Origin of the sequence: Agrobacterium tumefaciens (assembly GCF_031801495.1) — a bacterium.
Taxonomy (GTDB): Bacteria; Pseudomonadota; Alphaproteobacteria; order Rhizobiales; family Rhizobiaceae; genus Agrobacterium; species Agrobacterium tumefaciens_K.
Map to the genome: position 1 here is coordinate 261,025 of NZ_JAOEGC010000001.1, position 23,330 is coordinate 284,354.

The 23,330-nt window shown below is 56.7% G+C and carries 23 protein-coding genes, 1 tRNA gene and 2 pseudogenes; 22 read left to right on the top strand and 4 right to left on the bottom strand.

Annotation, left to right across the window (positions count from 1 at the left end):
- Positions 1-68 precede the first annotated feature (68 nt).
- The 18 genes and pseudogenes from N7578_RS01275 to N7578_RS01360 all read left to right on the top strand — a co-directional run bounded on the left by N7578_RS01275 (position 69) and on the right by N7578_RS01360 (position 16,020).
- A complete protein-coding gene (locus tag N7578_RS01275) occupies positions 69-455 on the top strand; it encodes a TIGR02300 family protein (RefSeq protein WP_311108514.1) in 387 nt (128 codons plus the stop codon).
- A gap of 153 nt (positions 456-608) precedes the next feature.
- Positions 609-684: transfer RNA gene (locus tag N7578_RS01280), tRNA-Ala, on the top strand.
- 274 nt (positions 685-958) lie between these two features.
- Positions 959-1,340 (top strand): annotated as a pseudogene (locus N7578_RS01285) (IS3 family transposase); the annotation flags it as partial.
- Between the two features lie 183 nt (positions 1,341-1,523).
- Positions 1,524-3,836, top strand: a complete 2,313-nt coding sequence (locus N7578_RS01290; RefSeq protein ID WP_311108515.1) for a bifunctional salicylyl-CoA 5-hydroxylase/oxidoreductase — start codon at positions 1,524-1,526, stop codon at positions 3,834-3,836.
- A gap of 7 nt (positions 3,837-3,843) precedes the next feature.
- Positions 3,844-4,632: an SDR family NAD(P)-dependent oxidoreductase gene (locus N7578_RS01295; RefSeq protein ID WP_311108516.1), complete on the top strand. Its 789-nt coding sequence runs from the start codon at positions 3,844-3,846 to the stop codon at positions 4,630-4,632.
- A gap of 17 nt (positions 4,633-4,649) precedes the next feature.
- A complete protein-coding gene (locus tag N7578_RS01300; protein ID WP_311108517.1) occupies positions 4,650-5,069 on the top strand; it encodes a thioesterase family protein in 420 nt (139 codons plus the stop codon).
- Positions 5,062-5,457: a RidA family protein gene (locus tag N7578_RS01305; protein ID WP_187772307.1), complete on the top strand. Its 396-nt coding sequence runs from the start codon at positions 5,062-5,064 to the stop codon at positions 5,455-5,457. The genes N7578_RS01300 and N7578_RS01305 overlap by 8 nt, the downstream gene beginning before the upstream one ends.
- A 28-nt stretch (positions 5,458-5,485) precedes the next feature.
- Positions 5,486-5,911, top strand: coding sequence for a cupin domain-containing protein (locus N7578_RS01310; RefSeq protein ID WP_311108518.1), 426 nt, complete (start codon positions 5,486-5,488; stop codon positions 5,909-5,911).
- Complete coding sequence (locus tag N7578_RS01315) at positions 5,911-6,759, top strand: fumarylacetoacetate hydrolase family protein (protein WP_311108519.1); 849 nt, start codon at positions 5,911-5,913, stop codon at positions 6,757-6,759. Before N7578_RS01310 ends, N7578_RS01315 begins: the two co-directional genes overlap by 1 nt.
- A gap of 3 nt (positions 6,760-6,762) precedes the next feature.
- Positions 6,763-7,548 carry a glucose 1-dehydrogenase gene (locus N7578_RS01320; RefSeq protein WP_311108520.1) on the top strand — a complete coding sequence of 262 codons (786 nt, stop codon included), beginning with the start codon at positions 6,763-6,765 and terminating at the stop codon, positions 7,546-7,548.
- 167 nt (positions 7,549-7,715) lie between these two features.
- Positions 7,716-8,258, top strand: a complete 543-nt coding sequence (locus N7578_RS01325; protein ID WP_311108521.1) for a MarR family transcriptional regulator — start codon at positions 7,716-7,718, stop codon at positions 8,256-8,258.
- 475 nt (positions 8,259-8,733) lie between these two features.
- Complete coding sequence (locus tag N7578_RS01330) at positions 8,734-10,359, top strand: AMP-binding protein (protein ID WP_311108522.1); 1,626 nt, start codon at positions 8,734-8,736, stop codon at positions 10,357-10,359.
- A gap of 123 nt (positions 10,360-10,482) precedes the next feature.
- Positions 10,483-11,619: an ABC transporter substrate-binding protein gene (locus N7578_RS01335; RefSeq protein WP_311108523.1), complete on the top strand. Its 1,137-nt coding sequence runs from the start codon at positions 10,483-10,485 to the stop codon at positions 11,617-11,619.
- Between the two features lie 9 nt (positions 11,620-11,628).
- Positions 11,629-12,552: a branched-chain amino acid ABC transporter permease gene (locus tag N7578_RS01340; protein WP_311108524.1), complete on the top strand. Its 924-nt coding sequence runs from the start codon at positions 11,629-11,631 to the stop codon at positions 12,550-12,552.
- 6 nt (positions 12,553-12,558) lie between these two features.
- Entirely contained in the window at positions 12,559-13,533 is a 975-nt protein-coding gene (locus N7578_RS01345) for a branched-chain amino acid ABC transporter permease (RefSeq protein ID WP_311108525.1), read from the top strand.
- Complete coding sequence (locus N7578_RS01350) at positions 13,526-14,275, top strand: ABC transporter ATP-binding protein (protein WP_311108526.1); 750 nt, start codon at positions 13,526-13,528, stop codon at positions 14,273-14,275. Before N7578_RS01345 ends, N7578_RS01350 begins: the two co-directional genes overlap by 8 nt.
- The gene (locus tag N7578_RS01355) at positions 14,272-14,958 is read left to right on the top strand and encodes an ABC transporter ATP-binding protein (RefSeq protein ID WP_311110019.1); all 687 of its coding nucleotides are present in this window, start codon (positions 14,272-14,274) and stop codon (positions 14,956-14,958) included. Before N7578_RS01350 ends, N7578_RS01355 begins: the two co-directional genes overlap by 4 nt.
- Before the next feature lie 222 nt (positions 14,959-15,180).
- Positions 15,181-16,020, top strand: coding sequence for an alpha/beta hydrolase (locus N7578_RS01360; protein ID WP_311108527.1), 840 nt, complete (start codon positions 15,181-15,183; stop codon positions 16,018-16,020).
- Between the two features lie 117 nt (positions 16,021-16,137).
- Here the strand turns inward: N7578_RS01360 and N7578_RS01365 are convergent, their stop codons facing one another.
- Both N7578_RS01365 and N7578_RS01370 read right to left on the bottom strand, forming a co-directional pair.
- Positions 16,138-16,620, bottom strand: coding sequence for a hypothetical protein (locus N7578_RS01365; protein WP_311108528.1), 483 nt, complete (start codon positions 16,618-16,620; stop codon positions 16,138-16,140).
- An 89-nt stretch (positions 16,621-16,709) separates the two neighbouring features.
- On the bottom strand, positions 16,710-17,486 hold the full coding sequence (locus tag N7578_RS01370) for an SDR family NAD(P)-dependent oxidoreductase (RefSeq protein ID WP_311108529.1): 777 nt from the start codon (positions 17,484-17,486) through the stop codon (positions 16,710-16,712).
- Between the two features lie 1,088 nt (positions 17,487-18,574).
- Between N7578_RS01370 and N7578_RS01375 the strand changes: the two genes are divergently transcribed.
- The 3 genes and pseudogenes from N7578_RS01375 to N7578_RS01380 form a co-directional block, all read left to right on the top strand.
- On the top strand, positions 18,575-20,770 hold the full coding sequence (locus tag N7578_RS01375) for an autotransporter domain-containing protein (RefSeq protein ID WP_311108530.1): 2,196 nt from the start codon (positions 18,575-18,577) through the stop codon (positions 20,768-20,770).
- A 38-nt stretch (positions 20,771-20,808) separates the two neighbouring features.
- Positions 20,809-21,309, top strand: a complete 501-nt coding sequence (locus N7578_RS23735) for a hypothetical protein (protein ID WP_422646652.1) — start codon at positions 20,809-20,811, stop codon at positions 21,307-21,309.
- Positions 21,270-21,365 (top strand): annotated as a pseudogene (locus N7578_RS01380) (IS5/IS1182 family transposase); the annotation flags it as partial. The gene N7578_RS23735 and the pseudogene N7578_RS01380, both read left to right, overlap by 40 nt.
- A 43-nt stretch (positions 21,366-21,408) precedes the next feature.
- Here N7578_RS01380 and N7578_RS01385 read toward each other — a convergent pair.
- Together N7578_RS01385 and N7578_RS01390 are read right to left on the bottom strand one after the other, a co-directional pair.
- Positions 21,409-22,110, bottom strand: coding sequence for an SDR family NAD(P)-dependent oxidoreductase (locus N7578_RS01385; protein WP_311108531.1), 702 nt, complete (start codon positions 22,108-22,110; stop codon positions 21,409-21,411).
- Between the two features lie 338 nt (positions 22,111-22,448).
- A complete protein-coding gene (locus N7578_RS01390) occupies positions 22,449-22,721 on the bottom strand; it encodes an usg protein (RefSeq protein ID WP_311108532.1) in 273 nt (90 codons plus the stop codon).
- Positions 22,722-22,998: 277 nt separating this feature from the next.
- Here N7578_RS01390 and groES point away from each other — a divergent pair, with 277 nt between their 5' ends.
- Positions 22,999-23,313: a co-chaperone GroES gene (gene groES, locus N7578_RS01395; RefSeq protein ID WP_311108533.1), complete on the top strand. Its 315-nt coding sequence runs from the start codon at positions 22,999-23,001 to the stop codon at positions 23,311-23,313.
- Positions 23,314-23,330 lie beyond the last annotated feature (17 nt).

A 23,330-nucleotide genomic window follows, 5' to 3' on the forward strand; every position in this document is an offset into this window, starting at 1 on the left:
ATTTTACCGTCTATGCCGGTTTTACGGCGTACACACCGAAACTCATCCGACAATTTGAGGCTTAGACAGTGGCAAAAGCGGAACTTGGTACCAAGCGTACAGATCCAGATACCGGCAAGAAGTTCTACGACCTGAACCGTGATCCGGTCGTTTCCCCCTACACCGGCAAATCCTGGCCGCTCTCCTTCTTCGAGGAAAGCACCGCACAGGCAAAGCTCGAGCAGGCTGAAGAAGAAGACGTCCAGGAAGTCGATACCGAAAACACGGAAGTCGAACTCGTCTCGCTCGAAGACGCCGATGGCGACAACGGCGGCGATGACATTCCGGATATGGGCGATGATGACGACGTCGAAATCGGCGACGACGACGACACCTTCCTCGAAACCGACGAAGATGACGACGATGACGATATGTCCGGCATCATCGGCGTAACCGGTGACGACGAAGAAGTTTGATTTTGTTGATGAAAACGGCCCGACGACAAAAAAATGACGTCGGGCTGTTTTTTTGGCTTGCGCTCTTCGGAAAGCCGAAGTACTAAGCCGCCACCGAACGGAACAACAGCCGCTTCGGTTCCCGGAACCGGACAAAATTGCCGGAACCCTTATGGGGCTATAGCTCAGCTGGGAGAGCGCTTGCATGGCATGCAAGAGGTCAGCGGTTCGATCCCGCTTAGCTCCACCAAACCTTTGTATATTTCCAAATTTGATAGATATATCAATTCCTTAGGGACGCGATCCGCAAAACCCTCCGACCTATTCCTACCAACATTTCCAACCAAGTTTTTTCGGGCTCATGTTTTTGCCACTTCAGAGGCTTTCGGCCGCTGACCGGCTGTCTTGATTTGCCCAACTTGAGCCCACCGGCCACGAAGCTGGCTTTCAAATGCCTTCCTATGGCCAGCAGAGGCAGTACGCGTGAGCTCATCACGCACCTTGGCGATCTTCGCATGTTGACGATCAGGCGGCTGAAGAAGGAACTGGCTCGTGTCACCGAGGAGCGAGACATCCTAAAAAAAGCGGCCGCGTATTTCGCCAGGGATGCAAGATGATAGTCAAGCGTTCATTGTCCTGCATCTCCCGCAGTGTTCGGCGCGTGCGATGTGCCGCCTTCTGCGGATTCATCCCAGTGGATTTTACGCTTGGTTGAAGAACCCGCTAAGCAGGCGCGCCAGCGAGGACAAACGACAGACCGATCCGCTCCTGAAGGCGTGGGACGAGAGCGGTAAGGTCCACGGTTACCACAACCTGCACGACGACCTTCTCAATCAGGGCAACATGTGCTGCCCGAAAAGGGTCGCACGTCTGACCCGTCTCGCCGCGATCAAGGCACAGATCGGGTAGAGTGATAGGCGCTGAGTTCAACTGAGACCAGGCTGGGACTGGTTAGATCACCATCGACAGCTTGTGACCCATCGAGATGCAAGCCCCTGTTCTTCCTTTTTCCGTGTTGACAACCGCAATATCGACTCATATTTTAAGTTTAAAATAAATTGTGCTCGCCACAAGGAGAAGGGAACGTACATGCGTATCGTTTGTATCGGCGGAGGCCCGGCAGGGCTCTATTTCAGCCTGCTGATGAAGAAACTTCACCCTGAGCATCACATCCGTGTCGTTGAGCGTAACCGCCCCTACGACACATTCGGCTGGGGCGTCGTCTTCTCCGACCAGACCATGGCGTCGATGCAGAAGTGGGATAAGGAAAGCGCTGATGAAATTCAGCAGGCCTTCAACCACTGGGACGATATCGAAGTGCTCTTCAAAGGTACGCGCCAGCGTACCACCGGCCACGGCTTCGTCGGCATTGGCCGCAAAAAGCTTCTCAATATTCTACAGAGCCGCTGCGAGGCGCTCGGCGTGGAACTCGTCTTCGAAACCGATGCCGGTGGCGACCAGGATTTCCCCGATGCCGATCTGGTCATCGCGTCCGATGGCTTCAACTCCAAGATTCGCAACCGCTATCCGGAAATCTTCGAGCCGGATCTCGTCAAGCGCCCGAACCGCTATATCTGGCTCGGCACAAACAAGCTGTTCGACGCGTTCACCTTCGACTTCCGCAAGACCGACCACGGCTGGTTCCAGGCACATATCTACAAGTTCGACGAGAATACCTCGACCTTCATCGTTGAAACCACCGATAAAGCCTATGAGGCGCACGGTCTCGGCCAGATGAGCCAGCAGGAATCAATCGAGTTTTGTCAGAGCCTCTTCGCTGAAACGCTTGAGGGTGCGGAGCTGATGACCAATGCTCGGCACTTGGTCGGCTCAGCCTGGCTGAACTTCAACCGGCTGATCTGCGGCAAGTGGAGCCACTTCAACGGTGATTCCCATGTGGCGCTGATGGGCGACGCCGCTCACACCGCTCACTTCGCCATCGGCTCGGGGACGAAGCTTGCCATTGACGATGCGATCGAGCTTGCCAACCAGTTCAACAAGGCCGGTCACGGCAAAGGCAGCATTGCCGACGTTCTAAAGACCTATGAGGACATCCGTCGCGTGGACGTGGCACGCATTCAGAACGCCGCCCGCAACGCCATGGAATGGTTCGAAGTCGTCGGCGATCGCTATGCCGACACGCTCCCCCCGGAACAGTTCATGTACTCGATGCTAACCCGCTCCCAGCGCATCAGCCACGAGAACCTGCGCCTGCGCGACAAGGAATGGCTTGAGGGTTACGAGCACTGGTTTGCCCGCCAATCCGGCCTCGCCGTCAAGGAAAACGAGCGCTGCCTGCCGCCGATGTTCACGCCCTATACGGCGCGCGGCACGACGCTGCCAAACCGCATCGTTGTCTCTCCCATGGCCATGTATTCGGCGACAGACGGTCTTCTCGATGATTTCCATATGGTGCATCTTGGCGCCCGTGCACTCGGCGGTGCCGGTCTGGTCTTTGCTGAAATGACCTGCGTCTCTGCCGATGCACGCATCACCCCCGGTTGCCTGGGGCTGTGGAATGACGAACAGACAAAAGGCTGGAAGCGCTTTATCGACTTCGCCCACACCAATAGCGCGGCCAAGGTCGGCATCCAGCTCGGTCATGCCGGACGAAAGGGTGCGACGAAACGGGCTTGGGATGGCATCGATCAGCCGCTGGAGGAAGGCGGATGGCCGCTTCTCTCCGCCTCGGCGATCCCCTATTTAAAACACAGCGCCGTTCCGAAAGCGATGGACCGTGCCGATATGGACCGGGTGAAAGGCGATTTCGTCGCCGCGACGCGGCGTGCGGCAGAAGCCGGTGCCGACTGGCTCGAATTCCACGCAGCCCACGGGTATCTGATTTCATCCTTCCTGTCGCCGCTGACCAACCGGCGCGAGGACGAATATGGTGGATCTTACGAGAACCGGGCTCGCTATCCGCTGGAAGTCTTCGCCGCCGTGCGTGAATCCTGGCCGGAAGACAAGCCGATCTCGGTTCGTCTTTCCTGCCACGACTGGACGGAAGGCGGCAACACGCCGGAAGATGCCGCGATCTTCGCCAAGATGTTCAAGGATGCAGGCGCAGACCTCATCGACTGCTCATCGGGTCAGGTCTGGAAAGAGGAAAAGCCGGTCTACGGACGCCTGTTCCAGACGCCGTTCTCCGACAAGATCCGCAACGAAATCGGCATTCCAACCATAGCGGTCGGGGCCATTTCCGAGGCAGACCACGCCAATTCGATCATCTCCGCAGGCCGTGCAGACCTCTGCGCGGTGGCGCGGCCTCATCTGGCCGATCCCGCCTGGGTTCTGCACGAAGCAGCGAAGATCGGTCTGAAGAATGTTCCGTGGCCGAAGCAGTACATGTCCGGTAAGTTCCAGTACGAGGCGAACCTCGAACGCGCCGCTGCGGCAAAGTGAAAGAGCCATGTTGAACGCTCTTCCCCTTGAAGGACAGCACGCGCTCGTCACCGGAGCCGGAAGCGGCATCGGTGCTGCCATCGCCCGCACACTGGCGAAGGCTGGAGCGAATGTGACGCTGGCCGGACGCCGCCGCGAGCCCTTGAATGCTGTCGCAGCCGAAATTGGCACACGAGCTTTGGTGCTGGATAGCTTTGACGTGACGAGTACGGGCGCAATTGCTGATGGTTTGGAGAAAGCCCGGAGAACCTTCGGCACCGTCTCCATTCTCGTCAATAATGCCGGTGAAGCCCCAAGCGCGCCTTTTGAAAAGACATCCTCCGAGATGTGGAGCCATGTTCTCTCGGTCGACCTGACGGGTGTCTTCAATGTGACGCAAGCCGTGCTGCCTGATCTTAAGGCCCATGGCGAGCGAGCGCGCATCATCAACGTCGCGTCAACTGCGGGGCTGACGGGTTACGCCTACGTTTCCGCCTACTGTGCCGCCAAGCATGGTGTGGTCGGTCTGACGAGAGCCTTGGCACTGGAGCTGGCGAAGAAGGGTGTAACCGTCAATGCCGTCTGTCCCGGCTTTACAGATACACCGATCATCCAGCAGTCGCTTGACACCATCATGCAGAAAACCGGGCGCAGCCGTGAGGAAGCGCTGGCGGAATTCACCAAATCCAACCCGCAAGGGCGGCTGATCCAGCCGCAGGAAGTGGCGGACGCCACGCTGTGGCTTGCCTCGCCTTCGGCGGGTTCCGTGACCGGCCAGGCAATCGCGATTGCGGGCGGCGAGGTCATGGCAGGCTAAACGGAGTTAAAGACAAAATGCCCTTCACCCATTCCAAACCGATGCGCTTTGGCGACTGCGACCTGACGGGGATTGCCTATCATCCGGCCTATCTCTCCATGCTTGTCGATGTCAACGAAGCGATGTTCGCCTCCTTCGGCGTCACCTGGAAAGAACTCATGTTCGAGCGCAGGCTCGGCCTGCCCACGGTGACCATGAACCTCGAATTCAAGAAGCCCTCCGTCTATGGCGACACGCTCGATTTCGCCGTGCATGTGCGCGCAATCGGTCGGGCCTCACTCGATCTCGAAACCATCGTCACCGTCCGTGGCGACATCATCTGGTCGGTCAAGCAGAGGATCGTGATGACCTCGCTTGAAGACCACAAATCCCATCCATGGCCTGACGACGTGCGCGCAGGTCTCTCTCTTTATCTGGAGCCAAGACATGATGCATGAAATCATCCAGCCGCACGGCTGGGCAAAGCCTATTGGTTACTCGAACGGGATCAGTGCGCGCGGTCGCATCGTACAGGTCGGCGGTCAGATCGGCTGGGACGAGCATTGCCAGTTCCATTCCGACGATTTCGTCGAGCAGGTGCGCCAGACGCTTCTCAACATCGTCAGCGTGCTGAAGGCGGCGGATGCGAAGCCCGAACACCTTATCCAGATGACCTGGTACTTTACAGATCGCGTCTCCTACAAATCGCGCATGAAGGAAATCGGGGCGATCTACCGCGAGATCATCGGCCGTCACTTCCCGCCGATGGCGGCAGTCCAAGTCGTCTCCTTGATGGAAGACCGCGCCAAGATCGAGATTCAGGCGCTGGCCGTCGTTCCCGATTGATAGAGGCCTGCAGAGGAGGAGAAATTCCATGAGCAATACCCTTAGACCATTCATTACCCGCAAAGGTCAGGAAGACACCGGCACCGGCCAGTCCGGCGGCTGCGTGCGCATTTCGGGCGTCAGCCCGCAGCACACGCCTGCCACCAGGATCTGGTTCGGCAAGGTCTCCAACGAACCTGGCTACCGGTCCTATCCGCATCACCATGGCGAAGCCGAGACCGGCGGCTATGTGCTGAAAGGCAAGGCGCGCATCTACTTCGGCGAGAACTGGAAAGAGTATCTCGACATGGAGGAAGGCGACTTCATCTTCGTGCCGCCGAACTGGCCGCATATCGAAGTCAACATGTCGACAACCGAGGAGCTGGTCTGGCTGACCACCCGTACGCCGGACAACATCGTCGTCAACCTGCCGGATGTGGAAGATTCCGTTCTCGAAGGTTTCAGGAGAGCTTGATGAAACTGTTGCGATACGGCCCGGCAGGCGCTGAAAAGCCCGCCATCGTTGCCCAGGATGGAACTGTACGTGACCTTTCCGGCGTCATCGCCGACTTCACCCGCGATGTCTTGTCCGACGACGGGCTTGCGCGGCTTGCGGCCATCGAGCCCATGACCCTGCCGCATGTGTCGGTCGAACGTATAGGGGCATGCGTACCGCGTCCGGGCAAATTCATCTGCGTCGGTCTCAACTACGCAGACCATGCGAAGGAAACCGGCAAGGCACCACCGGAGGAGCCGATCCTGTTCATGAAGGCGACCTCTGCCGTCGTCGGTCCGAATGACGACGTCGAAATCCCGCGTGGATCGAAGAAGGCTGACTGGGAGGTCGAGCTTGGCGTCATCATCGGCACGCGGGCGAAATATGTCAGCGAGGCGGATGCTCTAAACCACGTCGCAGGCTATTGCGTGGTCAATGATGTGTCCGAGCGCGCCTTCCAGTCCGAGCGCGGCGGCCAGTGGACCAAGGGCAAGAGCCACGACACGTTCGGCCCCACGGGCCCTTGGCTCGTCACACGCGACGAGGTGCCCGATCCTCAGAAGCTTGCATTATGGCTGGATGTGGACGGCGTGCGCCGGCAGACGGGCAACACCAATACGATGATCTTCGGCGTCGCGCATCTGGTCAGCTATATCAGCCAGTTCATGACGCTGGAGCCCGGAGACGTGATCGCCACCGGCACGCCGCCCGGCGTCGGCATGGGTATCAAGCCGGAACCCATCTTCCTGAAACCGGGCCAAGTCATGACGCTCGGCATCGAAGGTCTGGGTGAGCAGCGGCAGCAAACCGTAGAAGCGAGCGACTGAGCCATGACCGATCTTTCAGGACGTCTTGCCATCATCACCGGTGGCGCTCGCGGACAGGGCGGGGCTGAAGCCCGTCTTTTTGCCTCCAAGGGTGCCGCCGTTATCATCGCCGACGTACTGGCCGAAGAAGGTCAGGCGCTCGCGGAAGCCCTGCAAAAGGAAGGGTACGAGGCCCGCTTCATCCATCTCGATGTCACCGACCCAACAAGTTGGGCAGGCGTTGTGGCGCTTGCCACCGAGTGGAAAGGCCGCATCGATATTCTCGTCAACAATGCCGGCATCATCAACCGCACGATCGTTGAGTCTACCAGCCTCGAGGCTTGGGAGCGCGTGCTGAAGGTCAATCTCACGGGTGCCTTTCTTGGCATTCAGGCGGTGATGGAGTTGATGGACAAGACCGGCGGCGGCTCGATCATCAACATCTCCTCCAATAGCGGCTATTCCGGTCACTACGACCCGGCCTACACGGCCAGCAAGTGGGGCTTGCGCGGGCTCACGCGCAGCGCTGCCATGGAGCTGACGACAAAAGGGATACGCGTCAACGCCGTCTGCCCCGGCCTTGTCGTGACCGGTCTGAACGCCAACAGTCCTCACCTGAAGCCGATGATCGACATGACGCCGATGAAGCGCAGCGGCAAGCCGGAAGAGATCGCCGAACTGGTGCTATTCTTGGCGTCTGACGCCTCTAGCTTCATCACCGGTGAAGACTTCGTCATCGACGGCGGCTTCACTGCCGGTGCGGCATACAGACGTGTCGCAACGCAGACAAATATCTTCCCCGAAACCTAAGGCCAATTTCTTTTCTCTCTTTCGGACGCGGCAGGCCGCGTTGCGTCCGAAATAAAAAATATAAATTCCTCACGAGAGGAAGTCAGCTTTCCCAGCAGATAGCAAGGATTGCAATGCGCTGGCATGCCAGATGTTCCTTGAATGTTCAAACATGTTGAGGTAAGTCAGTGTTTGGCACTCAACTGCGTGCAAGGGGCGGGACTTTGTCGGCGGTCGATCTCGAAATCATTGTCAGCGATACGCAAGAGGGTAAGAAGCAGGAGCTTCGCCTCTGGCTGCGACTCCTGTCCACCACCAAGCTGATCTCGCAGGAAATACGCCGCCGCCTGCGGCGCGAATTCGGAGCCACCCTGCCGCAATTCGATCTACTCTCCCAACTGTACCGGGAGCCGGAAGGACTGCGTCTCGGCGAATTGTCAAAACGAACTATGGTGACGAACGGCAACATCACCGGCCTCGTGGAACGGCTGGAACTGGACGGCCTCGTGTTGCGCGAACGGCCAGCCGATGACCGCCGCGTCATCGTCGCACGCCTGACAGACAAGGGCCGGACGATATTCGAGGCTATGGCGGAAGCGCACGGCGGCTGGCTAGAAGATATGATGGCGGATGTGGACCCGATCGTGCTCTCCGGCCTTCTCACCCACGTTGGACAGGTCAAACGCTCGGCGCACAACCATCTTTCTGCCGATGAAGGCGACGACCTTTAAGGCAACGACCCTTGCCACGCCTTGATAATTTTAGGTCCTGAACGCAGTCTTGGCACGTCTCAGAGAGCCTGCGAGAGACACAAGACCCTGTTCAAATCTCAATGCTCTCACCTGGCGTTCGACCAGCAAAATTAAAATCAAAAGAACGTGCCTTTAAGCGGCAACGCATATTTCCGTCAGCGCGATGCACAAGGCTCGAATAAGCCGCTTGCTGCAGACCGCCAAAGGTCAATCCTCGCATCAGAAATCTATTAAAAACTGTGCATTTTCAGTGCGCACCAAAAATCTAATTGCCCAGTAAATCGGCGTTTCGGCAATCAAATTTGAATATATTTAAAGCGCCAACATACCAATTTCAGGTCTCAGAAAAAAATATTACAAACTTAAACTTTCTCTCTTGCCAGAGCCAAATTCCGGTGCAATTCTGGACAAAAGGCAAAAAGCCACATCGATAAGAATAACTGGGAACATAACCATGCTGGGACCGTCAGGCCATCAGGATACCTTTGCCCGCGACAATCTTCCGCCCTTCGAAGAATGGCCGGAAATCAAGCTCGATGGGTTCGACTACCCCGAATGGATGAATGCAGGTGTCGAGCTGACGGACCGAATGGTCGAGCGTGGTTTCGGCGATCATACCGCCCTTATCGGCAATGGCCGCCGTCGCACCTATAAGGAACTTGCTGACTGGACGAACCGCATCGCCCGGGCGCTGACCGAGGATTATGGTGTCAAGCCGGGCAACCGTATTCTGATCCGCTCCGCCAACAACCCTGCCATGGTCGCGTGCTGGCTGGCCGCAATGAAGGCGGGCGCCGTGGTCGTCAACACCATGCCGATGCTGCGTGCTGGCGAGATGACCAAGATCATCGACAAGGCAGAAATCACCATCGCGCTCTGCGACACCCGCCTGATGGATGAACTGGTGATGGCGGCAAAGGAAAGCGCCTACCTCACCCAGGTTATCGGTTTCGATGGCACCGCCAATCATGATGCCGAACTGGATCGGGCAGCGCTCAACAAACCGGTTCGGTTCGAACCAGTCAAAACCGGTCGCGATGACGTCGCTTTGCTTGGCTTCACCTCGGGTTCAACCGGTGTCCCTAAAGCGACGATGCACTTCCATCGCGATATTCTCATTATTGCCGATGCCTATGCAAAGGAAGTGCTGAATGTTCAGCCAGAGGATATCTTCGTCGGCTCGCCACCCTTGGCATTCACGTTCGGCCTTGGCGGTCTCGCGGTTTTCCCTCTCCGCTTCGGCGCAAGTGCAGCCCTTCTGGAAACGGCCACGCCGGCCAAGATGATCGAGATCATCGAAACCTATAAGGCGACCATATGTTTCACGGCCCCCACCGCTTATCGCGCCATGATGGCCGCGATGGATGCAGGAGCTGATCTCTCCTCGCTTAGAATTGCCGTTTCCGCTGGAGAAACGCTGCCCGCGCCTGTCTTCGATGAATGGGTGAAAAAGACCGGAAAGCCGATCCTCGATGGCATCGGCGGTACCGAAATGCTACATATTTTCATCTCCAACCGTCAGGACGATTTCAAACCGGGATGCACGGGCAAACCGCTAACCGGCTATGAAGCGATGGTGGTTGATGCCGACATGAACGAGGTGCCGCGCGGCACGCCCGGCCATCTCGTCGTCAAAGGCCCCATCGGTTGCCGTTACCTTGCCGACGACCGGCAGAGCAAATTCGTTCGCAATGGCTGGAATCTGCCGGGTGACACTTTCGTGCAGGATGACGACGGTTACTTTCATTTCGCCGCCCGCTCTGACGATATGATCGTTTCCGCCGGTTACAATATTGCCGGTCCGGAAGTCGAGGCGGCGCTTCTCAAACACGCCGCCGTTTCGGAATGTGCGGTCATCGGCGCTGCCGACGATGCGCGCGGCATGATAGTTCAGGCTCATATAGTGCTTGGGCCGGGATATGAGGCCAGCGATGCGATGGCCAAGGAATTGCAGGAGCATGTGAAGGCCGTCATCGCGCCGTATAAATATCCGCGCTCGGTCGCCTTCACCGATGCCTTGCCGAAAACCGAGTCCGGCAAGATCCAACGCTTCCGGCTGAAGCCAGCTCAGACAATGTAATCAGCTTATATCTAGCTTTCGTCATGATGTGACATTGCAAGTCTTTCCGTGTTTGTGGAAGGTAACGGTTCCACCCGGCAGTCAGCCGGGCAGGGCACAAAAATCAAAAAGGGGAATATTTCGATGAGGAAGATGCTTCTAACCGCCACGATGGCGCTCAGCCTTGGCGTATCCAGCCTGGCCGTAGCCGAACCACTGAAAATCGGCATGATTACAACGCTTTCGGGCGGTGGTGCGGGTCTTGGCGTGGATACGCGTGACGGGTTCATGCTGGCCATCAAGCAGTCCGGCAACAAGGACGTTACCGTTGTTACGGAAGACGACGCGCAGAAGCCGGAACTCGCCGTGCAGATCGCCGACAAGATGATCCAGAGCGACAATGTCGATGTGCTGACCGGCATTGTCTGGTCGAACCTGTTGGTGGCTGTCGTGCCGGGCGCAGTCGCCCAGGGCAAGTTCTATGTCTCCACCAATGCGGCACCGGCAACACTGGCTGGCAAGGGCTGCAACAAACTTTACTTCAACGCCGCCTATCAGAATGACAATCTTCACGAAGCCATGGGCCAATATGCCAACAAGGACTTCAAGAAGATGTTCATCCTGGCGCCAAACTATCCCGCCGGCAAGGATTCGCTCGCCGGCTTCAAGCGCTATTATAAGGGAGAGGTCGTCTCCGAAGTCTATACCAAGGTCGGCCAGACGGATTATGCCGCTGAAATTGCGCAGATGCGCGCATCCGGAGCTGACGGCATCTTCACATTCCTTCCAGGCGGCATGGGCATTGCCTTCATGAAGCAGTTTGCCCAGTCAGGCGTCAAAATTCCGGTCATGGGTCCCGGTTTCTCCTTCAGCCAGGATGTTTTGCCTGCTATCGGTGATGCGGCCATCGGCGCAAAGGCTTCTGGCCAGTGGGTGCCGGATTTCGATAACGAGGTCAGCAAGAAATTCCTTGCCGATTTCCAGAAAGAATATAACCGTCTGCCGTCCATCTACGCCGTCCAGGCCTATGACGCGGCACAGTTGGTCCTGTCCGCTGCCGCAAAAGTCAGCGTCAAGGATACCGATGCCTTCCGCGCCGAGTTGTTGAAGGCCGATATCAAGTCTCCGCGCGGCAACTTCAAGTTCAACACCAACCAGCACCCCATCCAGGATCTCTACATCACCGAAGTGGTGAAGAAAGACGGCGTGCTGACCAACAAGACGGTCGAGAAAATCTTCTCGGATCACGGTGACGCCTACGCCCAAGACTGCAAGATCTAAGGACGTAGCGTGACTATGGCACTTGCTATCGAACAGTTGCTGAACGGCATCCAGCTCGGCGTCATGTTGTTTCTCATGGCTGCCGGATTGACACTGATATTCGGCGTCATGGGGCTGATCAACCTGGCTCATGGCTCGCTCTATATGGTTGGCGCATTTGCTTGCGCCACCGTTGCCGCGTGGACCGGCTCGTTCTGGCTTGGCCTCGTCGCAAGCCTCATCTGTGCGGCAGCGGCTGGTGCGATTGTCGAACTGGCCGTCATCCGGCGGCTCTATGACCGGGACCATCTGGATCAGGTTCTGGCCACCTTCGCGCTCATACTGATCTTTTCGGAAGGTACCCGCTGGATGTTCGGATCCTTCCCGCTCTACCTCGATATACCGCCGCTTCTGCAGGGCGCTGTCACTCTGCCGGGCGATGCAAGCTATCCGGTCTATCGTCTGGCGATCATCGCCGTCGGTGCTCTTGTCGCATTCGGTCTTTACCTCCTCATCGGCAAGACGCGTCTCGGAATGCGCATTCGCGCTGGCGAGAGCGACCGCGAGATGATCGGGGCACTCGGCGTCGATATCCGCACGCTCTACACACTGGTCTTCGCACTCGGTTCAGCTCTGGCTGGCCTTGCCGGGGCATTGGTGGGCGCGCTGCAATCGGTGCAGGTCGGCATGGGTGAACCGGTGCTCATCCTCGCCTTCGTCGTGATCGTCATCGGCGGTATTGGCTCCATCAAGGGCGCTCTTTTGGGTGCGCTTCTGGTCGGCATCACGGATACGCTTGGGCGCCTTTTGCTGCCGCAACTGCTCAGTCTCTTTGTCGATCCGTCGCAAGCAGGCATGATCGGTGGTGCTGCGGCATCCATGCTGATCTATGTCGTTATGGCCGTCATTCTGGCTGTCAAACCGCGCGGGCTCTTTCCGCCAGCCCATGCGTGAGGCCCCATGCTGACCCGTGAAAATACAGTCAATCTGCTGCTTGCTGCTTTACTGCTGGCAGCCCCGCTCATCGCAAACTCTCTCGGCCAACCCTTTTACGTGACACTTGCCGCGCGCATTGCCATTCTTGCGCTGGCGGCGCTCGGCCTCAACCTGGCGCTGGGCCTAGGAGGTCTCGTGTCTTTCGGCCATGCGGCTTTCTTCGGCATTGGCGGATATGCCGCTGGCATTCTCGCGAGCCATGGCTTTTCCGGCGAATCGATGATCTTCGGCCTGTCAGGCACGGTTCAGATGCAGGTGATCTGGATCGTCGCAGCGTGCGCGTCCGGGCTGGTCGCTTTTTTGATCGGCCTCATCAGTCTGCGCACGACCGGCGTCTACTTCATCATGATCACGCTCGCCTTCGCGCAGATGATCTATTATTTCGCGATTTCCTGGCCTGCATATGGCGGTGAGGATGGCCTCTCCATTCTGGTGCGTAACCAGTTCCCGGGCATCAACACCATGAAGCCTCTGAGCTTCTTCCTCGTCAGTTACGTGATGCTTATGGCGGCTATAGGCCTCTTTGCGCTGATCCGTGCTTCCCGCTTCGGAGCGGCTTTGCAGGCGGCACGACAGAACGAGACACGCGTTGCGACGGTCGGCATCCATCCTTACCGCATCCGCCTCGTGGGCTTCGTCATCTCGGCGATGATTACCGCTCTGGCTGGCGCGCTCTATGCCGACCTCAACCGCTTTGTTAGTCCCTCCATGCTGTCCTGGCATATGTCAGGCGAACTGATCGTCCTCATCATTCTCGGTGGAACGGGAAGGCTGTTTGGCCCGCTTGCCGGAGCTGCACTCTTCGTCGCCTTCGAATTCGCATTGGGCGGCCTGACTGAACGCTGGCAATTCTTCCTTGGCCTCATCCTTCTCGGTGTCGTGTTGTTTGCCCGGGGTGGCTTGCTCGGCCTCTTGGCCGGAAAGGCAAAACATGGCTGACGCTGTTCTTCAGATAGACAATCTCGTCAAGAATTTCGGAGCGCTGCGCGCAACGGATGGTGTGACCCTCGATCTGCGCGCCGGCGAAATTCACGCGTTGATCGGCCCGAATGGTGCTGGGAAATCCACGCTCATTCACCAGATTTGTGGCACGCTGAGACAGAATTCCGGAACGATCCGCTTTGCTGGTGAGGACATAGGGGCGCTCAACCCTGCCGAGCGCGCACAACGCGGTCTGGGCAGAACGTTTCAGGTGTCGTCGCTCGCACCGGAATTCTCCGCACTGCGCAACGTCATGTTGGCGGTGCAGGCAAAGCAGGGAACGAGCTTTCGTTTCTTCAAACCGGTCATGCATGACAAATCGCTTGTGGATCCATCCATGGCGATCCTGGAAAGGGTCGGATTGGCTGAGCGCGCGCGCCTGCCGACCGCTAAACTTTCGCATGGCGAACGCCGCCAGTTGGAAATCGCAATGGCGCTGGCGCTTCAGTCGAAAGCCTTCCTGCTAGATGAGCCGATGGCTGGCATGGGGCCGGAGGGCTCGAAAAAACTGACCGGCTTCCTCGATACGTTGCGCCAAGAAGCGCCGATCCTGCTGGTCGAACACGATATGGACGCGGTCTTCGCGCTCGCAGACAGGATTTCCGTTCTCGTCTATGGCAAGCTCATCGCAACCGGTACCGTGGATGAAATCCGCAACAATCCGACCGTTCGCACCGCCTATCTGGGAGATCACGCCTGATGCTGTTGAATGTGCAGGACATCACCACCTATTACGGCGCCAGCCAGGCGCTTTTCGGTGTCGATTTCAACGTGGCCGAGGGCGAGGTCGTTGCGCTGATGGGTCGCAACGGGATGGGCAAATCGACGACGATCAAGTCGATCTGCAACCTCATGCCGCCCAAGACGGGTCGCATCTCATTCAATGGCAAAGGAACAGGCAGCCTCGTGCCCTACAAGGTCGCACGTCTGGGTGTTGGCCTTGTGCCCGAGGGGCGACGTTGTTTCCCAAACCTCTCAGTCCATGAAAATCTGGTAGCGGCGGCAAGACCCGGTCCATGGACGCTGGAAAAGGTCAATGCGCTTTTTCCACGCCTGAAGGAGCGGTATGCCCAGATGGCCAAATCGCTCTCCGGTGGCGAGCAGCAAATGCTGGCCATCGGCCGCGCGTTAATGACCAATCCACGGCTCCTCATCCTCGATGAAGCAACCGAGGGGCTGGCCCCCGTCATTCGGCAGGATATCTGGCGAGCGATACGCCAACTCAAGGCCGAGGGCCTGTCCATTCTCGTCGTGGATAAGACGCTGAGCGAATTACTCCCGGTTGCCGATAAGTGTATAATCCTTGAGAATGGTAAAAACGTGTGGTGTGGCCCACCACAAGGGCTGACCTCTGTCGTTCAAGATCGTTACCTGGGTGTTTAAAAGCCTTTGGCCGACGACTTTGAGACCAGCCGCCTCTTCAGTTTCCGCGTTTCATAAGCACTGCCGACTTGCCTTAATCGCAACCGAGACTTGGGGCAAAGCCATCGTCGGGCGGCGTGTGTGAAGGTCCGACCATGACGTTCGCCTTATCCGATCGGTCTAAATATCTGCCAGCCTGAGCGTTCGTTTGCGGTCGGTTCGTCGTCAAAAACTATTGTGCATATGAAGGAGAATGTTTTGCACTATCGGATAACAGATTGGGACAACGCTTATGCCAATGGTGCCAATATAGCCAAAGGCGAGCGTTGGCCGGACGCGTGGGTAGGACCCGCACGTGCTTATCGCGAGGAACTCAGGTCATCGGGGCGGGCAAAGTTCGACGTAGCATATGGTCAGAAGCCTAGAAATACCCTGGATATTTTCCACCCGTCCAAACCTGCGCTGGGTTTGGTTGTATTCGTTCACGGTGGGTTTTGGATAAATCTCGACAAGAGCTACTGGTCGCATTTTGCAAGAGGAGCGATCGAGCGGGGTTATGCAGTGGCGATGCCTTCTTATACTCTTGCGCCAGAAGCTCGAATTGGTGAGATAACAATAGAAGTTGCCCAATCGATCGAGGTGGCGGCGCGAGAGGTGGATGGCTCCATTTATCTCATCGGTCACTCGGCTGGTGGGCATCTAGTAACACGAATGATCACTACTACGTCACCTCTGTCAGAGGGTGTGCAAAAGCGGATTGTGAATACCGTCAGCCTTTCGGGTCTTCACGACCTTCGTCCGCTGATGAACCTTTCATCGAACGCGAAAATGAGAATTGATAGAACCGAAGCTTATAAAGAAAGCCCGGCGCTCTTGGAGCCTTTCGCAAACACCAGGCTGGTTTGCTGGGCCGGTGCGGCCGAACGTGCGGAATTCGTGCGTCAAAACGCGCTTCTTGCCAATATATGGAAGGGATTGGGTGCGCAGACGCTTGTCGTGGAAGAGCCGGACAAGCACCATTTCTCGATTTTAGACGGGCTTGAAGACCCGTCGCATCCACTAATGGATGCATTGGTGCTCTGACCCCTTTTTTCGAGCCAACTCCGATTAATTGCGGCCCTCACGCCCCGTTGCTCACATCTGGGTGCGAGCAATCATGCACGTCGTGAACGCTTGGCGCTGCTGGCGTAACCTGATCACTCACAGCATCGTTCCCTGCGGCTGGGGGTGTTCTATGGGAAGCGAGATTAACTGCTCATCCGGAAGAGGACGTTCAAGGGATTGGAGAATCTTCTCCGCAGTTCGTCCGACGACCCAAAATCGCTTGATCGATTCCCAATCACTTGTGAAAACATCATAGACTTCCCCTGACATCGCCTGCCGGTTCAGATGATTTCGCCCCCTTGTTGCGGAGGTCTGGATGCAGGTTCTGGTGCCAATTTGTTCGGGCGACTTGTCACGCTTTACGCGGCAGGTCTCGGTGCATGCTGTCGCCACCAAGTTCGACGCAATGTGTATATAGAGGAGGCAAGCCCGGATTGCTTGGGCATAGGTCTGGTCCTCCAGTGACGCCATGCCAGGCGAAGCTGGGGAGTTGGCTCGTAATGATAGTTGGGCGACAGCCGTAGCGGGGTACGTATTGCTCACGCCGGGGATCTCGGGCGGATGCTTCTCACCGGTCATGTCTGTCACCCTGACTACAGCGACCTCCGATGGCGTCTCGGCGGTGAACCGAGCGTGCTCACCAGATGTTCTAGTTTGGGCAATCTACATTAGCGAAGCAGACCTTGACCGCCGTCAACCCAGATGGGAGAGCCGGTAATATGTCGTGATCCATCTGACGCAAGGAAGGCAATCACCTTTGCCACATCTTTGCTCGTGCCCGGACGCCCTCCTGTGATGGGAACCTGCCCATCTGGCCACACCACCGGTATCGCCGTCTCGTCCTCTTTTCTGAGGTCGGTGTTTGCTGCGATATTCGTATCGATCTCACCCGGGCACACAGCATTGATCCGGATGTGATGACGTGCAAGCTCCAAGGCAAGCTGCTGCACCATGGCGACCTGGCCCGCTTTCGTCGCCGTATAGGCCGTCGCCCCGGGAGTCGTAAACGTCCTCGTCCCGTTTATGGATGACACGACAATTATAGAGCCGCCGCCCGAACGTTTTAGTTCGGGTACGGTAGCACGGAGCGTCAGGAATGTGCCCGTGAGATTAACCGAGATCGTGGCGTTCCATTCAGCCAGTTTCAGATCATCGATTGGCGCCCACACGCCATTGATGCCGGCATTGGCGACGACAACATCTAGTCGTCTATATTGCTCCACGAGCCGTCGAACGGCGGCAGCCATTTCCGCTTCATCTGCTACATCTGCCAGCAGAGGGACGGCTTGTCCGCCATTTCCTTCGATTTCTTTCACCGTGGAGGAAATATCTTCCAGCGTGTGTCCGAGCACCCCTATCTTTAGGCCATCCGCGGCCAAAGCAAGCGCTGCTGCTTTGCCGATCCCTGATCCCGCTCCGGTGACGATGGCAACTGCTGGTTTCATGACGCACTCCCGACCGGTTGAACAGTCGGTGTAACCTTTGGGCCGCATCGAAGTTCCAACGCAGCACATCTTGGTACGGTTCAGGGCAGGTCCATCCACCGGATGCGCGATCATGATCCGGTTGGCGAGACTAATGCCGATCCCGTTAAGCACAAGGTCACCGATGCGATGGAAACAAAAGACGATTTGGCACGCGTCGGCATGAGACGAAGCACGGCCATCCATCACCGCTTTCGCGGGCTGTTGCTGGTCGTGACTATTGCCGCGGCGATCCTACAAGGATCGAAACTGCATCGAGCGGATTGTCAACCGCCTCAAGCAGTTTCGCCGCGTAGCCACTCGCTATGATAAAACGGCGAGGTCGTTCCTGGCATTCCCTGCTCTGACCGCGTGGGTACCGAGCCGGCAAACTCTCCCCAGATAACCTGCCGCGTGTTCTCAGCCAAGGAGGCTTAATCAGAGCCCGAAAGCTGGCCATCGTGTGTTCCAACCACTCAAGTCATTCCCCCCTTCAAAGGTAGCCTCAAACCATTCGTGCCCCAGTTTTGACGATTTGACTGTCGTGACCACCCAGCGTGCTCCTAAAAAACGAGGAGCCAAAAGTCGCAGCAAGTCTCTGAGATCAAGCGCAATAAGTGGATTTTTGAGACCATAGACCCTAAGCGTCGGCATGGTGTCGCCCATGCTCCCACCATCTCATTGGCAGAATGCACTTTGTCAACAGAACCTAGACACAGATGGATGCATGTCCACTTCTTGGCGCATGCACGAACCCGCTGCGCGGGAGGGCGCAAAGCTGCCGTGCGCCCGAGAAAGCGAAAGCCGAAGGTGAATCCAACAGCCGCGCCCTCTCTACCCTTGCAACCCGGCCCGGCCGGTCCGTTCAGGGGCTGATTGTGCGAGCCAGTGTCACACTTTTAACGGGCCGACGGCATGGCATCTCTCATCAGCTTTAACAGTTGCTTCCCATTATTGCGCACGCTCCAGGACACGTATGGAATCCTCATCCACAGGGAAAACTCAACGAAATTTGCGCAATGCATCCTTGGCGTGTATTGGTTGACGTGACAATAGCTCTGGGGGAGAGTATGGGTTGCAAATATTGGGTGATTTCAAATCGTGACGGCACAAAGTCTGCCGACACGAATTACTCAGGTCGTTTTACTGCGACCGCTCTTTTGGCCGCGAGCGTTTCCGTTGTAGCAGTCTCGGCTATGGCGAATGAAATCATTGATGGTGGCGGAGTGCGGAATGTACCTGCCGGTGTCCAGTTTGATGCTGCCGGATATCTCATTGTTGGTGGAACAGGCCTCGGCCAACTCAATATCAATGGGGGAGAGGTCACCAACACCGATGCATATATCGGCTTCCAGGGTTCCAGCCACGGCGAGGTATTTGTTTCCGGCGCTAACGCAGTTTGGAGCAACAACGGATTTCTCTCGATAGGCTGGGATGGTCAAGCCTTCGTAATGTTGGACGATGGCGCCAGAATAATTGCACGTGACGGAACCGATCTCGCAGCAGCCTCTACCAGCTACGCCCAGTTGACGCTGAGCGGTAACGGAGGCGGTAGGGGGGTGTTTTCGACGCCCTACATCATGAAAGGGGCAGGTACCGGACTGTTGCAGTGGGACGGCGGCATTTTGCAAGCCAGAAGTAACGAGACCGAGTTTTTCCCCAACTTCGCTTTTGGTGATATCGATATACAGGCAAATGGTGCATTCTTCGATACGAACGGCTTTAATGTCGGCATCCAGACACCGGATATCCTTATTGGTGCTGGCGGCCTGACCAAACTGGGCGCTGGCACGCTTTCCATCGCCGGCGGCAACTCCTGGAGTGGCGACACAACAGTAACTGCGGGTACATTGACGCTGGACAGTTATCTCCAAAGTGGCGGCCAGTTTCTCACGCTTGGCATTACTGACGGGTCGAATTACGGCAAGCTCAATGTCAACGGTGTCGCAACCTTCAACAACGGCAATCTTGCGGTTGATGTCATCGGAAGCCCGGCGCTCGCCAACAACCTTTCCCTGACAGGTGTCATTACTGCCGGGACTTTGAATGCTTCTACTTTCACGGTAACGGATAACTCTGCCCTGTTCGATTTTGCGGCCACAGTAAACAGCAACTCGGTTGACCTCAATGTCAGCACGAGTGGCATTGGCACTACTGTTTACGGTTCGGTTCTCAACAATCGTCTGTACCCTGCGCTCGGTGCAGCCAGTGTGCTCGATACGCAGGTTCAGGGAACGCCAACCGGCGATATGGCGAACGTCGTTACAGCCCTCGGTCGCTTGCCAGATGAAAGCAGCGTCGCTCGAGCCGCGGCGCAGACACTGCCCTTCAATGCTGGCGCTGATGCCACGCTGGGCGCACTTGGTACAATTAATTCGACCTTCGCGAACCGGTTTGCCCCTGACCACAATGGCATGCCTGCTGCTGACGGTCGAAACTTCTGGATCAAGCCTTTGGGGTCCCGTGCTGATCACAAAGATACGGATAACAATGCATCAGGCTACGATGCTGATACCTGGGGTCTGGCGGCAGGTATCGAAGGTGAACTCGGGAATGCCCTCATTGGTGTGGCTTATGCCTACGCCAACACTCGGGTCGATGGAAACACTTATCTGAGCGGGGCGGAAACCCGCGCCGATATCGACAGCAACGTTTTTGCTGCTTACGGTAGGCGTCCAATCGGTGACATGACCCTCGGCTTCCAAGTTGACCTGGGGTGGAACAACACCGAAAGCAACCGCACTCTTAGTTTCGGTGGGCTCGATAGATCTGCAAGTGCCGATTACAACAGCTGGAACGTTCATCTGGGCGCTGATCTATCCAAAACAATCGCACTCGATCAGGATAGCAAATTTATTCCGACATTCCGTGCTGATTACACCCAACTTAGAAGTCAGTCCTATACTGAAGACGGTGCCGGAGCTTTGAACCTAGGCGTTCGTGCAAGCACTGTCGATGCTCTGACTTTAGGCGTGGACGGGCGCCTCGTGCACGCGCTCAACCGCAATGCAGAACTCGAGGCTGTTGTCGGAGTTAGCTATGACGCGATCAACGATCAGGGAACTCTGATGGCTGCGTATTCGGGTACGCCTAGCCAGAGCTTTTTGGCATCCGGTATCGATCACGGCCCCTGGCTCGCTAAAGCAGGAATGGGCTTCAATTACAATCTCGTTAACGGGATGGATGTGTCAGTTCGCTACGATGCAGGCTGGCGAAAGGACTATTTGAATCACGCCGTTTCGTTCAAGGCTCAGTGGAAGTTCTAGGCTGTGTTGACAAAGTGGATTCCCAAACCTGCGGAAGCATGATTCAAGACTGCCTTTTAGGGGACTTTTTGGGTCGCGGCGATCTCACGGATATGGAATGGCGGATCATCGATGGGGCTGTTGCCTACCGAACGTGGAAGGAAATCCCGGACCTCGCACGATCATCAACGATCCCTGAACGGTATGCTGAATGTTCTTTGGGTCTGATGCCCTTGGCGCGACATGCATCAGCACTAGGGAAAGTGGAATCCGTCTATGTCCGCTTCGGCCGCTGGGCCAAGCAGGGCGTTTGGGATGCTCTTCTTGAAACACTCGTCGAAATGGGGCTGACAGATGACGGGCAGCCTATGATCGAGAGCACCACAATTCGCGGCCATTCTCAGGCTGCGGGCGCTAAAGGGAGATTTATAAGGAGGCTTTTGGTCGATCACGCGGCAGCTTTACCCGGAAGAACCCGCCTGCATGCGACTTTAGAGCCTACAAGGATCGAAACCGCATCGAGCGGATGTTCAACCGCCTCAAGCAGTTTCGCCGCGTAGCTACTCGCTATGATAAAATGGCGAGGTCGTTCCTGGCATTCCCTGCTCTGACCGCGTGGGTGCCGAGCCGGCAAACTCTCCCCAAGCGCTCCCACGACCCTACCACTCGATCCTGGAGCCGTCATAGGCGAAGAATTGTCCCGTCTGGGCGGGGGTGAGTCTATCTATCGTCGCCAGGAGACGTGCTGCAGATTGTTTTGGGGGGAAACGGTCCCGGCCGTTTGAAAAGGCTTGGGAGAGGTCAGTAGCGACAGTTCCCGGATGTAGCGCCACCACGACGGACTGCGGGTGGGTACGCGCAATTTCGATCGCTGCGGTTCGGATGATCTGGTTCTGGCCCGCTTTAGACGCCCTGTAGGAAATCCAGCCGCCCAATCTATTGTCTCCTATCGACCCGACGCGGGCAGATAAGGAGGCAAAAACGCATCTTTCCTCCCGCTTCAAAAGCGGTGCAAAATGTTTCAGCAGCAGGGCTGGCCCGATCGAATTGACCGCGAACTGTCTGGCCATCTGAAAAGGATCGATCGCCTTAATCGACTTTTCCGGTCCGACGCCATTGATCGTAAGGGCACCCGTCGCATTGAAGACCAGATCGAACGAGCCACGCTGATCCGAAAGGCGGTCGGCAGTCGCGGCAACGCTCGCCTCGTCGGTGATATCAATATCCCCCCTGCTGCGCGAGAGCGGCAAAGCGAACGCGCAGCGAGGATCGGTTTCAAGGAGAGACAGCAAAGCCCCTCCTATGCCACCGGATGCCCCTATGACGATAACCCTGTAACCATTTGCAAGGGAATGCAGCATCGACGGGTTCCTTTAGCGCTGCGCTGGAAACTCAAGCTTGTTGACGTCGTAACCCAGCTCTTGTGTTTTCACGATCATTCTGTGGAGCCGCCCCGGATTGTGCGCTTCTGGCGTAGATCCACACGTCATCGGTGGAGCGATTGGCGCTGATGAACCGCGATTTGTACCAACGCGATCCGTAACTTTGTCAAGCAACGAAAAGGCTGGCGTTGTCTGGAAACGCAATACGACAGACGGGCGGATCATTACCTTGTCTGGCTCAACTTGCAGCCAGGAGGATCTGGATCCCATCAGATATGAGTCCGTGTCTTGGGAAGCGAAAAAGTCTGATTCAAGCCTCAGTGCAGCTTGAATTCGCCATCGACGCGTCGCCATTCGTTGGGCCCGATCAGGCGCTGGTGGCTAAAGCGAACCGAGTGCAACGGCCCATCTAGGGACCTCTGCCAGAAATCAAGAAATTTGCGCATTTCGGGGAAGTCGGGGGCGAGATCGTAGTCTTGCCAGACGTAGGTCTGCAGGACGGATTCAAATTCTGGGATGCCGTAGAGAATATGGGCAGTCGTCAGCCCATACCCGTTGAGCTGGCACTCAAACTCGGAAGAAAATCGCATGTTTCATCTCCCTTGGGTGTCGGAGGAAAATGATGCAGAAATTGTGCGCCGATTTCAACACCCTATTGCAATTAAACGAAATTTATCTTGCGTTTCCATTGTGTTAGCAGCCATGAAATACAAGTGCTAGTTTTTCTGAATCAACCTCTTGAAATCAAAAAATCCCGAAAATAAATCTTTCCACGCGAACGCTCGATCGAGGTTCGAACCCGTCCGGATTGGTCACCCGGTCCGGTAGGGGATCTTGCGTCATCTTTTTTGTCCAATGGAGGAAAACATGTCGTTCCGACCGCTTCATGACCGTATTCTCGTCCGCCGGATCGAATCCGAAGAAAAGACCAAGGGCGGTATCATCATCCCTGACACGGCCAAAGAAAAACCGCAGGAAGGCGAAGTTGTCGCCGTCGGGCCTGGTGCACGCAACGAGGCGGGCCAGATCCAGGCGCTGGACGTCAAGGCTGGCGACCGCATCCTGTTTGGCAAATGGTCAGGCACCGAAATAAAGATCAAAGGTGAAGATCTGTTGATCATGAAGGAAAGCGACGTACTGGGCATTATCGAAGCCCAGGCCGAGCAAAAGCAGGCTGCTTAATCACGCGCCGCTCCCCC

What these genes read in the sequence shown, in the direction of transcription:
- N7578_RS01290 (WP_311108515.1), top strand. Translation starts at nt 1,524, where the DNA reads ATGCGTATCGTTTGTATCGGCGGAGGCCCGGCAGGGCTCTATTTCAGC.
- N7578_RS01295 (WP_311108516.1), top strand. Translation starts at nt 3,844, where the DNA reads ATGTTGAACGCTCTTCCCCTTGAAGGACAGCACGCGCTCGTCACCGGA.
- N7578_RS01300 (WP_311108517.1), top strand. Translation starts at nt 4,650, where the DNA reads ATGCCCTTCACCCATTCCAAACCGATGCGCTTTGGCGACTGCGACCTG.
- N7578_RS01305 (WP_187772307.1), top strand. Translation starts at nt 5,062, where the DNA reads ATGCATGAAATCATCCAGCCGCACGGCTGGGCAAAGCCTATTGGTTAC.
- N7578_RS01310 (WP_311108518.1), top strand. Translation starts at nt 5,486, where the DNA reads ATGAGCAATACCCTTAGACCATTCATTACCCGCAAAGGTCAGGAAGAC.
- N7578_RS01315 (WP_311108519.1), top strand. Translation starts at nt 5,911, where the DNA reads ATGAAACTGTTGCGATACGGCCCGGCAGGCGCTGAAAAGCCCGCCATC.
- N7578_RS01320 (WP_311108520.1), top strand. Translation starts at nt 6,763, where the DNA reads ATGACCGATCTTTCAGGACGTCTTGCCATCATCACCGGTGGCGCTCGC.
- N7578_RS01330 (WP_311108522.1), top strand. Translation starts at nt 8,734, where the DNA reads ATGCTGGGACCGTCAGGCCATCAGGATACCTTTGCCCGCGACAATCTT.
- N7578_RS01335 (WP_311108523.1), top strand. Translation starts at nt 10,483, where the DNA reads ATGAGGAAGATGCTTCTAACCGCCACGATGGCGCTCAGCCTTGGCGTA.
- N7578_RS01345 (WP_311108525.1), top strand. Translation starts at nt 12,559, where the DNA reads ATGCTGACCCGTGAAAATACAGTCAATCTGCTGCTTGCTGCTTTACTG.
- N7578_RS01350 (WP_311108526.1), top strand. Translation starts at nt 13,526, where the DNA reads ATGGCTGACGCTGTTCTTCAGATAGACAATCTCGTCAAGAATTTCGGA.
- N7578_RS01360 (WP_311108527.1), top strand. Translation starts at nt 15,181, where the DNA reads ATGAAGGAGAATGTTTTGCACTATCGGATAACAGATTGGGACAACGCT.
- N7578_RS01365 (WP_311108528.1), bottom strand. Translation starts at nt 16,620, where the DNA reads ATGACCGGTGAGAAGCATCCGCCCGAGATCCCCGGCGTGAGCAATACG.
- N7578_RS01370 (WP_311108529.1), bottom strand. Translation starts at nt 17,486, where the DNA reads ATGAAACCAGCAGTTGCCATCGTCACCGGAGCGGGATCAGGGATCGGC.
- N7578_RS01375 (WP_311108530.1), top strand. Translation starts at nt 18,575, where the DNA reads ATGGGTTGCAAATATTGGGTGATTTCAAATCGTGACGGCACAAAGTCT.
- N7578_RS23735 (WP_422646652.1), top strand. Translation starts at nt 20,809, where the DNA reads ATGATTCAAGACTGCCTTTTAGGGGACTTTTTGGGTCGCGGCGATCTC.
- N7578_RS01385 (WP_311108531.1), bottom strand. Translation starts at nt 22,110, where the DNA reads ATGCTGCATTCCCTTGCAAATGGTTACAGGGTTATCGTCATAGGGGCA.
- N7578_RS01390 (WP_311108532.1), bottom strand. Translation starts at nt 22,721, where the DNA reads ATGCGATTTTCTTCCGAGTTTGAGTGCCAGCTCAACGGGTATGGGCTG.
- groES (WP_311108533.1), top strand. Translation starts at nt 22,999, where the DNA reads ATGTCGTTCCGACCGCTTCATGACCGTATTCTCGTCCGCCGGATCGAA.